This is a genomic window from Mucilaginibacter sp. P5_A4, from assembly GCF_056400605.1.
In genome coordinates this window covers 1-17,037 of the sequence record NZ_JBFUKX010000039.1, presented here as the reverse complement: position 1 = coordinate 17,037, position 17,037 = coordinate 1, and the positions used below count along the sequence as shown (strand labels likewise).

Below are 17,037 nucleotides of genomic sequence, written 5' to 3'. Positions count from 1 at the left end.
TAAGATGGCCAAAAGGTTAAACAATTGTTGTGGTTTTTTTTAACCCTTGCCGCAAGGCAGGGGTTTTTTGTTAATAAATTTTACTCTACTTTATAAGCGTAAACACTGCGTCCCATATTGCCATCTTCGTCCATGCCTTCAACCACCACCCGGTAATTGCCTTTACCGTCGGCATTGTAAAAATCAAAGGAGGCGTTGCCGTCTTTATCGGTAACAATATCAGGATTCCAGTAAATGGTACTGCGCTCATCGGCCTTATTGCTTTGCGTAGCCGATGTGCCGTAAGTGGGCGAATAAAATATGCGTGCCTTATAAAATCCCCTGGGGGCATAAGAAAGTAATCCCGGCGAAATCTTTTTATTTACAGCTACTGTTTTATTTTTAGCCGTGGTAATTAACAATACACCATTGGCCCCCTGGGAGCCAAAAATAGCTGCATCAACATTTTTTAGCATTTTAACACTTACTACATCAGATACGCTTAAGTTATCAACATTTGAACTTGATTGCACGCCATCTATTATCACCAGCATGGGGCCTGCTCCTGTTAAACCAACTCTTTCCCTTAAATACGGCACCCCTCCCATTAATGCAACGCCGGGTAAATGCCCCTCCAAGCCGCGCGATATCCCGGTTTGATCACTAAATTGATTAACTGTAGTATGCTCAGGATCTAAGAATTTATCTTTAACAATTACTTCTTTTAATAATTTCCCGTTTGCGTCGGCCATGTAGGTAGCTGCTGCAGCGGGTGTACTGCCAGTTTTATCTGCGTTGCCCTTATCCTGCGTTGGGCCATTACCTGTTGAAATATTTATTCTCCGGGGCTGATCCATTATAATCTGTGTATTGCTTTTCCCTGCTTCGGTTTTAGCCTGGATTACAAACGTGGTATTGGTGGTGTAAATCAAATTGGCAAAATTAAACCTGCCGTTGGCATCGGTTACCTGGTTTAACATGGTGCCTCCATTTTGGGTAAGCAAAGTAACGCTCCCGTTAGCAACAGGTACACCTGCAGTTGTTTTTACCGTGCCCGATATATCCAACCCTTTTTCCACAGGGTAAGTTGCAGCTGTTTGAGGATCATTACCAAGCAATTGTTTCCAGGTAAAGCGGCGGTATCCCTGTGTAAGCATCAGTATATCCAAATCTACGCGGGTATCGGCAGTAACACGGGCAAAATAGTAATTTGGCTGTTCAACAAATCCCTGTAAGGCCGATGTTAATAAAAGGTGTGTTAATATGGTAGTTTCGGCACTTTCATCAACAGGTATTTTAGTTGCATCAATAACCGATGCCGAAAAGTAACCTGTAACAGGTTTATCATTCTTTTTTGCACTTACAGTTACGTGTACTTTGCCCCTGGCGGTGTAAGCGGGTTTATCAGATCCGGTTTGTAAGTTTATATGATCATTATTTTGTATAAATGAAAGGCGTTCATTTAAAGGTTCGCCGGCTTGCGAAAACAAGGTTACCTGCACTATACCGGTTTGAAAATCCTTTTTATCCAGATTAATATCAAGTACCTGGTTATCAAGCGTTGTTTTAAGTGAACGTACCGATCCGTTTGAATAAATAACCACGCCAATTTCTTTGTTCTTATTTTCAAGATAATATGGCCGGTTTACATTTATTTCTATCATCAGCTTATCTGGTTTATCATTGTTTACCAGCAAGGCCATCCCTTTGCTATCAGCCTTAGGTAAATCAACAACGGCCTTTGTACCATCAGTATAAGTAAGCTTTGCTTTATAGCTTCGGCCTTCCACCGGGGTAATATAAATAATACCCATTCCCAGGTGTTTGGCTTCAAATTTAGTTACTTCGGTGTTCAGGTTATCAACAACCACGCCTTTTACATCCACCCCCAGGCCATTTTGGCCCATGGCCTTAAAAGCGAGTTTGGCAGGTATATCGTTTACAAAAGTTCCGCCTTCCGCAAAAAACTGAATATCAAATTTATTGTTGCTGATGGTAGCCGGCCGGTTAGCCAGTACCCGTGTTGCAGGCACAGCGCTGTTAATTACTATTGGCTGATCAAAAATCCCCGGGTCGGCATAATTGAGCATCCATTTGGTATATGCTTTTATATGATAAATACCTTTTGGCAATTTGTTTGGTAAGGCAAAATCGCCCCAGGCTATGCCATTGGCAGCTTGCAGGGATATATTTTGCACCAGCGAATCGCTCGTATTCATGAGGTCGACATGTAATACGCCGCTTAGTTTTGATAACTGGTGTTGTTCGCCAAGGGTAATGTAAGCCTTAAAAAAAACGGTATCGCCGGCATTATAAAGTGCCCTGTCAAAGTGCAGGTATACTTTTTCAATGGCTTTGGTGGTTGATAAGGTTTGTAAACGCGATACAACATCATCCAACGACAATGATTGCTTAGCCACCTGCGAAAAAGCCGGGGTACAAGAGCATGTTGTACACAAAAGTGCAAATAATAACTTTTTCATGCAGGAATCGACAAATAGAAATGGGTTTATAACTGGTAATTAAATGTAACACATTTCTGCGCACAAAAGCAAATTAAAATACTGGCGTAGAATTTATTATATTAAGCATCAGCATTTTCTTTTATCTCCTCCCAATAAACAGTTTCGCAGTAAATTCTATTTTGAATTGCCACACGGTTTTTTACTTCCTGCAATTGTTTTTTGATTTCTTCGATGCTGAGATCGCTGCTTAATGAGTGGTAATAAATTGCATAACCAGTTTGACTGTTTATAAATTTATAATGTTTATCAGCGGATTTCATGACTCTTGGCTTATATCAGTTATAATAAACATAACGGCGATATTGTTTTAATAACGGGCAAATGTTACATTATAATTTATTTACCCCGGTAAGTATATTGTAACTGATAACACAACCGTTATATAATTTAATAACATTTAATTAACACTGCGTTAACAATTGCGTTACTTTTCACACCAAATTAATGGCTACATTTAGCCGCATAAATATTTGTGCATAATGCATGCTAATTACTTAGCATACACGCTCTTAACTTAATTGCTGTTTAAAAAGTCATAAAAAGTTCAAGTCAATGTCGATATTCCCCAATTCAAACCAGGTTTTTTATGATTTATTTAACCGCGCTGTTGCCAATGCCACCGAAATGGCTACGCTGCTTAACACTGCGGTAAACTCAAGCGATACCTACGAACAAAAATTTCAGTTTAATCATATTGATAAGCTAAAAACAAGAAGTTACGAAATTACTCACCAGGTATTTACAGAATCGGGAAGGATGCTGATATCACCGTTTCAGCGCAAGGATATGTGCGATCTGGCCGCTGCTATTGATGATGTTGCCGATAGCATTGCCATGGCAGCCCGCAGGATAAACCTGTATGATGTACCTAAGATAACCCCTCCTATCATTAACCTGGCCGATATTATTCTGCAAACAACAACAGGCCTTGAAGATGCGGTTAAAGCCATGAACAACCTAAGCAATTCGGCACAAATATTTGAGCTTTGCAACAATGTTAAAAAACTGGAGTACCAGGCCGATACTGTTTATAACGAAGCCTTTGCCGATTTGCTGGCTAACGAAACCGATGCCATACAGCTTATAAAATATACTGATGTTTTTATGGCAATGGAAACAGCCACTGATAGCTGCGAAGATGCCACGCTGGTAATTGAAAGTATTTTGATTAAGAACGGGTAAGAAGGCTAAAGGCTAAAGGCTAAAGGCTAAAGGCTAAAGGCTAAAGGCTAAAGGCTAAAGGCTAAAGGCTAAAGGCTAAAGGCTAAAGGCTAAAAAAAGCGATGGTTTTACCATCGCTTTTTTTTGTCACTTGCTAAGCAAGCTTTCTGCTTTAAGCCTTCTGCTTTAAGCTTACTTCCCTTTATCAACAGACGTTTCATCCTGCCTGCCTTCGTTGTCTTCTTTCTCTTTGCTCTTGTCTTTCTTAAAATCGAGCTTGCCAAATTTATAGCTTAGGCTTATGCCAAATGACTGGATAGGTATTAATCTTACGTTAGTCTGATTGAAATTACTGCCAAAAGTAGTTGAGCGCTGGCCCACATATTTAGCAAACGGATTTGATGCGGTAAGGCCTATACTGGCCTTTTTATTCATGAACATTTTACGCATCGCGAAGTTGTAGAAAACAAATTTAGGCTGGGTTCCCTGGATTCCTTTTTGCGATGAGTTATAATTTCCAAAAAATTCGGCGCTCAGGTTATTACCAAAATCGTATTGAGCGTTCAGGTTTAATCGATAAGCAAAACCGCTCACACTTGGGCTGCCGGGATTATTACTCGTCCTGTCAGAAAATATCATATTGGTTCGCAGGTTGAACGCTTTGGTAACCGGCAATGATGCATAGATGTTGATACCTGTCCGAATCTCGGATCCAATATTATAGCGCTGGGTAAGCGATACATTGGTATAGGTTATACCATCTAAAACAAGGGTTTGGTAAAAGGTGGTAAAACGCTGTATATCATCCGTATTTCTCCGGTAAAAAGCGGCAATGTTGATATTTGCTCCCTTATCAAATGATTTATTGTAACCCAATTCAAAATTATCGCCACGCTCTGGTTTTAAATTTGGGTTACCTGTATTAATGTTATGTGTATCGCTGATATTAAGGAATGGGTTAAGATCGCCGTAATCGGGGCGTTCTATCCGGCGGGTAAAGCTTAGTTTAACCGACTGCGACTCATCAAATTTGTGCGAAAACACCAATGATGGTACTAAAATATTGTAATTCGGGATATTGGTATTCTTAAAATCGGCTGTGGTAACGGTATATTCGTCCCTCAACCCTGCCTTTATATCCAGGAAATTATTAAATACCGATGTACTTGCAGACAAGTAATAAGCATATATTTTACGATCGTAAGTAAAGCCATAGGTTTGGCCGGCGTTGGGCACAAAATTACCGGTGGTATCTAAAGTAGTGGTAACCACGTTGTTGTTGATATGGCTAAAATCGAGCTTAGCGCCGGTTTCAATGGTAAAGTTTTTGCTTACCGGTTGTGCATAGTCAACAGAAATATTCATTTCCCTGTCTTTACCAGGGTTGTTATTAGATACCCCTGTGGGTAAAATACCCGCATTTGTGTAGTCGGTACGTTGAAAGGAGCTGAAACTGTTATTACCAAAGCTCGACGAATACAATACATCAAGCTCCTGTCCCTCTTTTTCAAAGGTTTTTTTATAGCTTAAACTCACATCGGTTGAAGTTCCGTTAAATTTACTGCTGGAGTTACGGATGCTGACGGTATCAGAAAGCAGGCTGCCCAACGCGTCAGCAATACGCTGATCCTGGTTGGTGATCCCTTTGTTGTGATTACCAAAATGGTTAAAACCTACAGCTGCGGTAAGGTCATCATGCTTACTGATGTTCCAGGTAAAATTTAAGCCCGATTGATAGCCATTGCGCCTGAAGTTATTACTTCCCTGCTGAAAAAATGTTGTTGTATTGCCCAGGTCATTGGTGGATGTGCGGTTATTGGTGTTTGGCGAGTTACTGTTGATCTGCGCGTTGCCGCTAAAAAAGGCGTTAACACCAAAATTCCCCTTACGCACGTTGAGGTTAAAAGATCCGTTTTCGCGGCGGGTACCTGCCGATAGGTTAACACTGCCGTTAATACCCTCAACCCTGCTATCCTTTAAAATAATATTGATTATACCCCCTGTACCTGCCGCATCGTATTTAGCGCCCGGACTGGTAACCACTTCTATGCTTTTTATCTGGCTGGCCGGGATACTGGCCAGCGCATCGGCAAGGCTGGCGCCAAAAATACTTGATGGCTTACCATTTATCAAAAAGCGAATATTGGAGTTGCCCTGCAGCTCCACATTGCCATCAATATCAACTGTAACCTGGGGTACTTTTTTTAATATATCAATAGCAACCCCACCCTGCGCACTCAGGTCGTTTTGCGGGTTGTAAACCATTTTATCTATCTTGTTTTGAACGGTTGGCGCAGTAGCTGTTATGTTTACATCCTTTAGCTGGCGCGGCATGGGCGATAATAAAATTTCGCCCAAATTTACGGCAGTGCCATCTTTAATTATAACATGCTCTACTGTAGCCCGCTGGTAGCCTAAAAAATCGGCGGTAACTTTGTATTCGCCCGGGGGGATCTTATCTACTGTAAAATTCCCTTTAGGGTCGGTGCTGATACCGTTAAAAGGCGATTCGGTGCCTTGTTTATAAACAGATATGGTTGCATAATCAACCCCTTGTTTGGTAGCAGCATCGGTAATTTTTCCGCTGATTTTTCCCTTGCCCGCAGGAGCCTGGGCTTGTACATTTATTATGGTAAACAGAACAAAAAGAAATAATATAAAATACGCCTTCATTATCTTAGAACAGGTGATCTGGCGGCGAATTTGAAAAGAAAGTTTGGATATATTCTGAATGTTTGCGTGTTTGTTACAATAAGGTTAACTTATCAACACACTTGTTACAATAAGGGATGAAGGACTTTCAGACAAAGGACGAAGGACATTCAGACGAAGGACTTTCAGATGAAGGATTATCAGACAAAAGACTTTCAGATAAAAGATGAAGGATAAACTTTATGTAATCTAAGTCGTGATTCTATATTCTGTGAATCAAAAAATCAGTACTAAGGTGCCGGCAATTATCAGTAATGCGCCAATACCATTCTTTAATGTGAGTGGTTCGCCCAAAAATACAACAGCTAAAACAATGGCCAGTGCCACGCTCAGCTTATCAACCGGGGCTACCTGCGATACCTTACCCAGTTGCAGGGCTCTGAAATAACAGATCCACGAAAGACCGGTTGCACAACCCGACAGGATGAGGAATGTCCAGTTTACCCGGGTTAAACCTTCAATACCTTTATTGCTGCCTTTAAACAATACAATAGCCCAGGCCAGTATTAATATCACTACAGTACGTATGGCAGTTGCAAGGTCGGTATCAACTCCTTTTATGCCTATTTTGGCAAATATTGCGGTAAGCGCGGCAAACAATGCCGATAGTAAAGCGTAAATCCACCACATGGTTTTAGTTATAAGTTATGTGTAAGTTAAAAGTAGATTACCATTTTGGATGCATTCTGTTTCATTTAAAATAAATTCATCTGTTTGTAAATCCAAAATGTGTACAAAAAGAGTTTATAGCTTTGAGTTTTAACATTAATTTTAACTTCATCCAAATATTACGCACAGCTCATCACTTAAAATTTAATAATGAAATTACTGATCATTGAAGACGAAGAGGGTCTGCGCGAGAGTATTGAGGAATATTTTTCGGAAGCCGGAAATATATGCGAAACAGCCTCAACCTATGCTGCCGCCCTCACCAAGGTTGAACTATATCGCTATGATTGTATCCTGTTGGATATTACCTTACCAGGCGGTAATGGCATCAGCATACTCAAAAAATTAAAAGAAAGTAATTTTACCGATGGCGTGCTTATCATATCTGCCAAAAACTCGCTTGATGACCGGTTGCAGGGCCTTGATCTGGGAGCAGATGATTACCTTGTAAAACCATTCCACCTGTCGGAGCTTAAGGCCCGTGTGTCTGCTATCATCAGGCGTAAAATGTATAATGGCAGTAACCTGTTGGTGTTTAACGAAATCAGCATCGATCTGCAGGCCAAAACGGTGAGCGTACATGATAAGCCTTTAAAATTTACCCGTAAAGAATTTGCCCTGCTCATTTATTTTATCGCCAACAAAGGGAAGGTAGTTTCTAAAAACGCCATCGCCGAGCATCTTTGGGGTGATGGTATAGACCTGGCAGATAATTTCGACTTCATCTACTCCCACATCAAAAACATCCGCAAAAAACTGGTGGAAGCCGGCGCTAACGATTATATCCAGGCTGCTTATGGTATGGGGTATAAATTTGCCAGCCAGTGAAGCTGCTGACCTTATATAACCGCGTAAACATCATTACCACAGTAATTGTAATGGTAATAACCGGCATTATTTACTACCAGGCCATCAGCTGGATCCTGAACGACCAGAACGACAGGGCCTTAAAAGTAGAAGAAGAAGAGGTTTTTGATTATGTAAAACTTAATCACCAATTACCACAGGTATTTGAATCAAAAGATCAACAGATCACTTTTAGCGAGGCTAAGCCTAATTCGGTAAAGCGGGAATTTATCAACACCAATTACCGCAGGGATAAAAATGAATACGAATCAGGCCGCGGATTGATAAGTTCGGTTACTGTAAATGGCAAATATTATAAGATCCTCATTGTAGAATCAAAAGTAGAGACGGAAGATCTTATACAGATCATTTTTGGCATTACTATAGGTGTTATTTTGTTTTTACTGTTGGTATTACTGATAGCTAACCGGTTAATTTTAAACCGTTTATGGCAACCCTTTTATTCTATTTTACACGAGATAAAACTATTCAATATTACCGATAGCCGCGATATACCCCAAACAACCACCCGTATTAGTGAATTTGTAGAACTAAATCGGGCCGCAGCAACCATGACCGCCAAGGCAAAATATGATTACAAAGAACTCAAAACCTTTACAGAAAATGCATCCCATGAGTTGCTTACTCCTATCGCGGTCATCAACTCTAAACTGGATACATTAATACAGTCCGAAAACTTTAATGACAGGCAAAGCAAACTACTTAACGATCTGTACAGTGCGGTTGCACGGTTAAGCCGGCTTAATCAATCGTTGTTACTGCTGGTAAAAATTGAGAACCGCCTGCTAACCGATCAGCAATACATCAACCTGGAACAGTTGATTGATGAAATGCTGGTACAACTGGAAGATATTTTTGCTGATAAAAGGATAACCGTAACGGCCGACCTGGAGGATAAAGAGATCCTGGGAAGCAGGTATTTAATTGAAATATTGTTAAATAACCTTATCATTAACGCTGTAAGGCATAACCATGCAGGCGGCCAGATCATCATTAAATTAACTCCCGGCAGCCTTACCATCAAAAATACCGGGAATAATGCCCCACTGCCTGATGATAAAATATTTACCCGTTTCCATAAATCATCTACCTCGGATGGCAGCGGCCTCGGGCTTACCATCAGCAAACAGATCTGTGAGAATTTGGGGTTCGCGCTTAGCTATCAATACCAAAGCCCTCATCATACTTTTATTGTTAAATTTTAAATTGGCATTTAGCTATCCTTAGGCATGACTTGAAGTCTTTTAAAAGTGATTCCCCTATAGCGATCCTAAATTCTTACAGAATTATGCTATACTTTAGCTATGTTTAAATTGCATTTATACCTCCGTTTAATGAAGTGGTTTTTCGGCCTTATATTATTTACATTTATCTATACTGCTGCCCGGGCACAAACATATACGCTTGATGGTTACCTGGAACTTGCAAAAAATAATAGTCCGCTGCTTAAGGATCTCAGGAACCAGGTTGCTGCAAGCCAACTCGATAGCTTAAGATTAAGGGCTGGTTTAAAACCCCAGGTAAATGTAAACAGCACAGGCTATTTTGCACCTGTTGTTAATGGCTATGGCTATGCTGGGGCTATTACTAACGTACAAACCTTTAATGCCCTTTTGGGTGTAAACAAACAACTGATAGGTAAACAATATTTAAATACACAGTTGGCTGCAATAAACTTACAGCGCGATTCTATCATCAATAGCGGGGCAGTATCTGAACAGGATTTAAAGAAGACTGTAACCAGCCAGTATATAACCGCTTATGGCAGTTTGCAGCAGGTTAAATTTAACCGCGACGTGGTTAAATTACTTACCCAGGAGGAAGGACTGCTAAAAAAGCTTACCCGGAACAACGTTTACAAACAAAGCGAATACCTTGCCTTTTTGGTTACTTTAAAACAACAGCAGTTACAGCTTTTGCAGGCACAACTGCAATATAAAAATGACTATGCCACACTTAATTACATTGCCGGTGTTGTTGATACTGCAACTGTTGAGCTGGACGAGCCCGTTATTCAAAAAACAATAACGCCCGACGCTTCAGTGAGTATATTTTTCAGGCAATTTAAAGCTGATAGTTTGCGGCTTGTTAACAGCAGGAGCTTAATTGATTACAGCTACCGGCCAAAAGCCAATATTTTTGCCGATGGTGGCTATAATACCGATTTTACAGCCCAGGCCTATAAACACTTTGGTACCAGCTTTGGCTTTAGTATTTCTATGCCTGTTTATGATGGCGGCCAGCGTAAACTTCAATACAAAAAGCTAAAGCTGGAAGAGGAGACCCGTTTAAACTATAAAGCATTTTTTAATTCGCAATACCGTCAGCAAATCGCGCAGCTTAATCAGCAGATAAACGAGAATGATAACCTGGTTAACCAGGTAAAAGAACAGATAAAATATGCTGAAAGTTTAATAAAGGTTGATACGCAGCTGATGCAAACCGGCGATGTAAAAATTGCTGATCTGATACTGGCAGTTAATAGTTATTATACCATAACCAACCTGCTTACACAAGCTACCATAACAAAGCTGCAGCTCATCAATCAATTAAACTACTGGAATAAATAATTATGAAAATATATAAAACAGGCTGTTCCCGTTTAAGAAGCATTTTAATAATTTTAGCCATAGCTGCGGTATATTCTTCATGTAAAGGTAATACTGATGCCGATGCCGAAAGCGATACTGCTGCAGTTGTACCCGTAACACCTGTACAGGTAACTACAATTGATGAAAGCTCACTTACCGATTATATTGAGCTGAATGCCACATCATCATTCCTTCAAAAAAACTATGTAAAAGCTAACGCTATTGGTTACATCCAAAAGGTAAATACGCAAATTGGTCAATACGTAAATAAAGGACAAGTTTTATTTACCATAAAAACCAAAGAAGCGCAAAGCATTGGCAATAGCATAAATATACTTGATACTACCTTCAAATTTTCGGGCGTAAATAAAATCAAAGCTGCCGAGCATGGTTATATTACCCAATTAAATCACCAGCCAGGCGATTACGTACAGGACGGCGAACAATTGGCGGTGATAAGCGACAGGGGAAGCTTTGCCTTTATTATGCAGTTGCCTTATGAATTGCGCGCATCGGTATCCGGCAACCAGGATGTACTGCTAACCCTGCCCGATGGGGTAAAATTAAATGGGAAAGTAACATCATTTATGCCCGATGTTGATACGCTATCGCAAACACAGGGCATCGTAATCAAAGTAAATTCGGCCAGCCAGATCCCCGAAAACCTGGTGGCCAGGGCACGGATAGTAAAAACAGCTAAAACAAACACGGTATCCCTGCCGGCCTCGGCCATCCTGTCAAACGAAACACAAACAGAGTTTTGGGTAATGAAATTGATTGATGCTACCACAGCAGTTAAAACACCTGTTAAAAAAGGGATTGAAAGCGGCGGCAAGGTAGAGATACTATCACCAAAGTTTTCTCCACGGGATAAAATAGTTATAAGCGGCAACTATGGTTTGGCAGATACAGCTAAAGTTAAAATTGTACAGTAATGGCTAAAGTTGCAGAAACGAAATTAGACAGGGTAGAGAATTTTTTTATTTTTTATCGTAAGCCCTTGCTGCTGGTATTGTCGCTTATATTAATGGGGGGCATATTTGCCTACACAAAGCTTCAGACTTCGCTTTTTCCCGAGATCACTTTTCCTAAAATTAAGGTAATTGCCGATGCCGGTTTGCAGCCTGTAAACAAAATGATGATAACGGTAACCAAACCGTTGGAAAACGCGATAAAACAGGTGCCTGCCCTGCAATTAGTCAGAAGCACCACCAGCCGGGGAAGTGCCGAGATCTCGGCATATGTGGATTGGAATGCTGATATTGACCTCAGCAAGCAACAAATAGAATCGCAGATAGCAAAAATTCAAAATACCCTGCCGCCGGAAGTAAATATATCTGTGGAAAAAATGAACCCTTCCATTTTACCGGTAAGCGGGTACAACCTGGAGAGTCATGAACGATCGCCGATTGAGTTAAAGCAATTAGCCACATTTACCGTAAAACCATTTTTATCACAAATAAACGGCGTATCCGAAATAAGGGTTATCGGCGGCAAAACAAAAGAATACTGGCTTGTGCTTAATCGCGAAAAAATGACAGCCTTGTCATTAACGCCCGATATGATCAGCAGCGCATTAAGCCAAACCAACTTCATAAAATCCGAAGGTTACCTGTCTGATTATAAAATGCTGTATCTCACCGTAACCGATGCAACAGTAACTGCTAGAGATCAACTGGAAAATATGGTGATCAGCAATAACAGCAAAAGGGTTATCCAGGTGAAGGATATTGCATCGGTACAAATAAGCGAGGGAATTGAGTACACCAAAATAAACGCCAACGGACACGATGGGGTATTAATTGCGGTGATAAAACAACCCAATGCCAATTTGATATCATTATCTACAGATATGGCGGCAAAGGTTGTGGCCCTGCAAAAAATACTCCCCAAAGATGTTACTATAAAACCCTACTATATACAGGCCGATTTTGTAAACGATTCGGTTAAAAGTGTTACCGATAGTGTTTGGATAGGCTTATTGCTGGCAATAGTTGTAGCTATTATTTTCCTCAGGTCATTTAAAGCCAGCGCCGCTATTTTAATTACAATTCCTGTTACGCTTTGCCTCACGCTTATTGTACTTTATATAATAGGATACACCTTCAATATCATGACGTTGGGTGCAATAGCCGCGGCAATAGGGCTCATCATTGATGATGCCATTGTTGTGGTTGAGCAAATCCATCGCACGCATGAAGAGCACCCTGAAGAACCTACCAGCAGGCTGCTTAAAAAAGCTATCGATTACCTGTTCCCGGCAATGCTTGGTTCATCTATAAGCACCATAGTTATATTTGTGCCCTTTTTGCTGATGACGGGTGTTGCCGGAGCTTATTTTAAGGTAATGACCAATACCATGATCATTACCCTTATCTGCTCGTTTTTTGTAACCTGGATAGGTTTGCCGGTTATATACCTGTTTCTCACACGTAACCAACACGCGCATTCGGCAAATGTGAAAGAAGAAACACATGAAGTAAAAAGGCAGCGCTGGGTTTCCTTTTTTATTATGCAGCCAATAATCAGCATTGTTATCATGATGGCGTTGATTGCAGTGATCATTTTTATTCCTTCAAAATTAGAAACAGGTTTTTTACCCTCTATGGACGAGGGAAGTATTGTACTGGATTATAGTTCGCCGCCGGGAACTTCGCTGCAGGAAACCGACCGCATGTTAAGAGAGGTAGAGAAGATCATCACCAAACATCCCGATGTGGCGACTTACTCCCGCCGTACAGGAACACAAATGGGTTTCTTTATCACCGAACCAAATACCGGCGACTACCTTATTCAACTGAAAAAAAGCCGTGAAAAAACAACCGATGAGGTAACCAGTGATATAAGAAGTGAAATTGAAAAAACACAGCCTGCCTTACGGGTAGATTTTGGACAAGTGATAACCGATATGTTAGGAGACCTTATGAGTTCCACCCAGCCTATCGAAATTAAGGTTTTTGGCAATGATCAGCGCATCCTTCAAAACCTTTCAAAACAAATTGCTGCCGAAGTTACCGCGGTTAAAGGTACTGCCGATGTGTTTGATGGCATTGTGATTGCGGGCCCCTCGGTAAGTATTATACCCGATTATAAAAAGCTGGCGCAGTATAATATTACACCGGCCGCCCTGCAATTCCAGGCCCAAACTGCCCTGGATGGCAATGTAGTTGGCAATTTGTACGAAACTCAGCAGCTATCCCCTATCCGTATGGTTTATCCGGGCAACAGGTCATTAAATATAGCCGGTATTAAAAACCTGAATATATTTTTAGGTAACGGCAATTTAATTCCGATAAGTCAGCTGGCTACCGTTGCAATAAGTGCCGGCGATGCCGAAATTGAACGGCAGGACCTGCAATCAATGGGCGTTATCACCGCCAGGTTAGAGAACAGTGACTTAGGTACAGTAATACCGGCCATACAAAAAAACATAGCCGAAAAGGTAAACTTACCCAGGGGCTACCATGTAGAATACGGCGGCGCGTATGCCGAGCAGCAGCAATCATTTAAAGAGTTGCTCATCATCCTCATCACTTCGAGCCTGTTGGTTTTTGGGGTGATACTATTTTTGTTTAAGCAGTTCAGAATTGCAATATTAATTTTGGCAATGGCAGTTTTGGGGATTTCTGGAAGCTTCCTGGCGCTGTATATCACCAATACGCCGTTAAATGTAGGCAGCTATACAGGATTGATCATGATAGTTGGCATCATAGGCGAAAATGCCATATTTACCTTTTTACAATTCAGGGAAAGCGCCAGAGAAAAAAGCGTGAATGAAGCCATAGTTTATTCGATATCAACGCGCTTAAGACCCAAATTAATGACGGCATTAGGCGCTATAATTGCATTAACCCCACTGGCTTTAGGTATTGGCGCCGGGGCCCAGTTACATCAGCCATTGGCCATTGCGGTTATTGGCGGCTTTTTAGTTGCGCTGCCATTGCTTTTAATTGTTTTACCAAGTATGATGCGCATTTTATACCGCAATGGCTTTACTTCAACAGTTGTTGAACAACATACAGATCATCCCGGATAACACAATATTTCTACAGATTTTTGATATAATTTCATTGCAAAAAGCAAACCTGAAAATGAAAAAGCAAATTTTAATGCTCGCATTAATGGCAATTGGTTTAGTGCCTTTTGCGCTAAAAGCCCAAACCTATGTTGCCGATAAAACCATATCCCTGCCCGGCGATGGCGGTTATGATTACCTGGCTATCGACAAGGTAAACCACCGTTTATATGTATCACATGGTACCCAGGTAAATGTTATCGACCTGACTACCCAGCAGCCGGTGGGTTCAATTGATAATATGAAAGGCGTACATGGTATTGCCATAGTAAATAAACTCAACCGTGGCTTTATTACTGATGGCAAATCAAACGCGGTTGTAGCATTTGATTTAAAAACACTGAAAACCATTGCTACTATTGCGCTTACAGATGCAAACGGCCCGGATGCTATTATGTACGATCCATATACCGATCGTATTTTCAGCTTTAATGGCGAAAGCAATAATTCATCTGTTATAGATCCCAAAACCTTGAAACAGGTAGGTACCGTTGCCTTAGGCGGCGCACCCGAATTTGCAGTATCGGATGGCAAGGGTAAGATATATAACAACCTGGAAGATAAAAGCAGCCTGAACGTTATCGATAGTAAATCTCTTAAAGTGATAAAAAACTATCCGCTTGCACCGTGTGGCGGCCCTACAGGTTTAGCACTTGATGCCGGCAACCAGCGCCTGTTTACCGTTTGCCGGGAAAATAAGGGTATCAGTGTGGTTGATATCAATACAGGTAAAGTAACCGCCACTCTACCCATTGGCGCAGGTGTTGATGCCGTAGCCTTCGACCCCGAAACCAAACTGATATTTTGCTCATGCGGCGATGGTACAACTACCATTATCAAACAAAAATCGGCTGATGAATATAGTATTGTGCAAGTGCTAAAAACTCCGGTACGTGCCCGAACCCTTGTTTTGGATGCCCAAACCCATAAAATATATTTAAGCGTTGCCGAATTTGAACCTGGTACGCGCAAAGCCCTGCCTAATACATTTAAAGTGCTGGTTTACAAGCAACAATAAAATAAATTTTATATAAAATTTTCATGAAAACAACATGAAGATTTTATATAAAATTTTTATTTTGACCACAAAATGATATTTTTAAAACGTTATTGATATCTTTAACGTTTATATATCATATGATTAAAAGAACTGATTTTGTTTATTCCCAGGAGTCTGAACCACATCGTATCCGTACAAAAAAAATTTTAAAGCAGTTTCCGCAATTACGCCAGCTGATAGGTAAAAACCCCAATACCGTTTTTGCTATTATTGGTTTAGTGGCATTCCAGGTGGTTTTAGCATGGTTTCTGCGCGATCAATCGTGGTGGTGGGTTTTTGGCGCGGCCTATTTATTAGGTGCCTTTGCCGATCATGCCTTATTTGTAATGATCCACGAATGTACTCATCAGCTGCTGTTTAAAAACCGCAATGCCAACCGCTGGGCATCTATGTTTGCCAATTTACCGCAAATATTGCCAAGCGCTATATCTTTCGAGAAATACCACATCAAGCACCACTCTTTCCAGGGTGTTCATGAACTGGATGCCGATTTGCCCAATAAATGGGAGGCAAAACTAATCAGCAATTCGTTTTTGGGCAAAGCGCTTTGGTTGTTATTTTTCCCTGTATTCCAGTTGTTCCGTTTATCAAGGCTCAGGGAGATCCATCCTATTGATGGCTGGATAGTTACCAATTTTGTTTTACAAGTGATTTTCACCACAGCCATAGCCTACTTTATGGGCTGGCATTCAGTTGCCTTTTTATTGTTAAGTTTTTCGTTTTCTGTAGGCTTGCACCCGCTTGGCGCACGCTGGGTACAGGAGCACTACCTTACTCACAGTGTTGAGCAGGAAACTTATAGCTACTATGGTAACCTTAACGTGGTAGCCTTCAACGTAGGCTTTCATAACGAACATCATGATTTTCCCTCTATCCCATGGAACAAACTTCCCCTGATACGGAAAACCGCTCCTGAATATTATGATACACTGTTTTACCATACTTCGTGGACAAAATTATTTTTCCAGTTTCTTTTCGACCGGGAAATCTCCCTGTTCAACCGCATCCTGCGCAAAGACCGCGGCAGGGTTGCACTAACAGACGTATCGAAACCCGATGCAGAACTGGAAATGGTTAAATAACAGCTTAAAGCCAACAATTGATTTTATAAAATCAGCAAAAATATAATACAAAAARGGCCTTCTCCAGGAGGGCACTGAAAAAGTAACTCTTAATGAGCATTACTAAAAAGCGATTTAATAAAGGAGCATCTTTTATTAAATCGCTTTTTTATTTCCTATATATTTCCTGATGCGCTCGAAGATGAACGGGTGTCCAATGATGGCAAAGCAAGAGCGTTTCAGCCTAAGATTTCTTGCTTTTGCGTCTTTAGCTGGTCAGTTTGATGATTCTTTTCAGGTTGACTGTGAATATTGCCAATGCTCCCTGCATCTGCAT

At 40.9% G+C, this 17,037-nt stretch carries 12 protein-coding genes; 8 read left to right on the top strand and 4 right to left on the bottom strand.

The annotated features are described in order from the left end of the window. Positions 1 to 80 precede the first annotated feature (80 nt). Together AC1DQW_RS20085 and AC1DQW_RS20080 are read right to left on the bottom strand one after the other, a co-directional pair. Positions 81 to 2,462: an MG2 domain-containing protein gene (locus tag AC1DQW_RS20085; RefSeq protein ID WP_477455702.1), complete on the bottom strand. Its 2,382-nt coding sequence runs from the start codon at positions 2,460 to 2,462 to the stop codon at positions 81 to 83. A 101-nt stretch (positions 2,463 to 2,563) separates the two neighbouring features. Further along, the gene (locus AC1DQW_RS20080; protein WP_477455701.1) at positions 2,564 to 2,764 is read right to left on the bottom strand and encodes a hypothetical protein; all 201 of its coding nucleotides are present in this window, start codon (positions 2,762 to 2,764) and stop codon (positions 2,564 to 2,566) included. A 292-nt stretch (positions 2,765 to 3,056) separates the two neighbouring features. Here AC1DQW_RS20080 and AC1DQW_RS20075 point away from each other — a divergent pair, with 292 nt between their 5' ends. Further along, positions 3,057 to 3,686 (top strand): DUF47 domain-containing protein, encoded by a 630-nt coding sequence (locus AC1DQW_RS20075; RefSeq protein WP_477455700.1) that lies wholly within the window; start codon positions 3,057 to 3,059, stop codon positions 3,684 to 3,686. A gap of 171 nt (positions 3,687 to 3,857) precedes the next feature. On the opposite strand, the gene AC1DQW_RS20070 is transcribed toward AC1DQW_RS20075, so the two are convergent. Next, positions 3,858 to 6,338: a TonB-dependent receptor gene (locus tag AC1DQW_RS20070; RefSeq protein WP_477455699.1), complete on the bottom strand. Its 2,481-nt coding sequence runs from the start codon at positions 6,336 to 6,338 to the stop codon at positions 3,858 to 3,860. Between the two features lie 255 nt (positions 6,339 to 6,593). Then, on the bottom strand, positions 6,594 to 7,007 hold the full coding sequence (locus tag AC1DQW_RS20065; protein ID WP_477416437.1) for an EamA family transporter: 414 nt from the start codon (positions 7,005 to 7,007) through the stop codon (positions 6,594 to 6,596). Positions 7,008 to 7,196: 189 nt separating this feature from the next. On the opposite strand from AC1DQW_RS20065, the gene AC1DQW_RS20060 reads away from it, so the two are divergent. The 7 genes from AC1DQW_RS20060 (at position 7,197) to AC1DQW_RS20030 (ending at position 16,721) form a co-directional block, all read left to right on the top strand. Next, entirely contained in the window at positions 7,197 to 7,874 is a 678-nt protein-coding gene (locus tag AC1DQW_RS20060; RefSeq protein ID WP_477455698.1) for a response regulator transcription factor, read from the top strand. Then, positions 7,871 to 9,118, top strand: coding sequence for a sensor histidine kinase (locus AC1DQW_RS20055; protein WP_477455697.1), 1,248 nt, complete (start codon positions 7,871 to 7,873; stop codon positions 9,116 to 9,118). The genes AC1DQW_RS20060 and AC1DQW_RS20055 overlap by 4 nt, the downstream gene beginning before the upstream one ends. A 129-nt stretch (positions 9,119 to 9,247) precedes the next feature. Further along, complete coding sequence (locus tag AC1DQW_RS20050) at positions 9,248 to 10,483, top strand: TolC family protein (RefSeq protein ID WP_477455696.1); 1,236 nt, start codon at positions 9,248 to 9,250, stop codon at positions 10,481 to 10,483. Positions 10,484 to 10,485: 2 nt separating this feature from the next. Continuing rightward, complete coding sequence (locus tag AC1DQW_RS20045; RefSeq protein ID WP_477455695.1) at positions 10,486 to 11,439, top strand: efflux RND transporter periplasmic adaptor subunit; 954 nt, start codon at positions 10,486 to 10,488, stop codon at positions 11,437 to 11,439. Continuing rightward, entirely contained in the window at positions 11,439 to 14,540 is a 3,102-nt protein-coding gene (locus AC1DQW_RS20040) for an efflux RND transporter permease subunit (RefSeq protein WP_477455694.1), read from the top strand. Before AC1DQW_RS20045 ends, AC1DQW_RS20040 begins: the two co-directional genes overlap by 1 nt. Before the next feature lie 55 nt (positions 14,541 to 14,595). After that, the gene (locus AC1DQW_RS20035) at positions 14,596 to 15,597 is read left to right on the top strand and encodes a YncE family protein (protein WP_477455693.1); all 1,002 of its coding nucleotides are present in this window, start codon (positions 14,596 to 14,598) and stop codon (positions 15,595 to 15,597) included. 119 nt (positions 15,598 to 15,716) lie between these two features. Beyond that, entirely contained in the window at positions 15,717 to 16,721 is a 1,005-nt protein-coding gene (locus AC1DQW_RS20030) for a fatty acid desaturase (RefSeq protein ID WP_477455692.1), read from the top strand. The last annotated feature ends 316 nt before the right edge of the window (positions 16,722 to 17,037 follow it).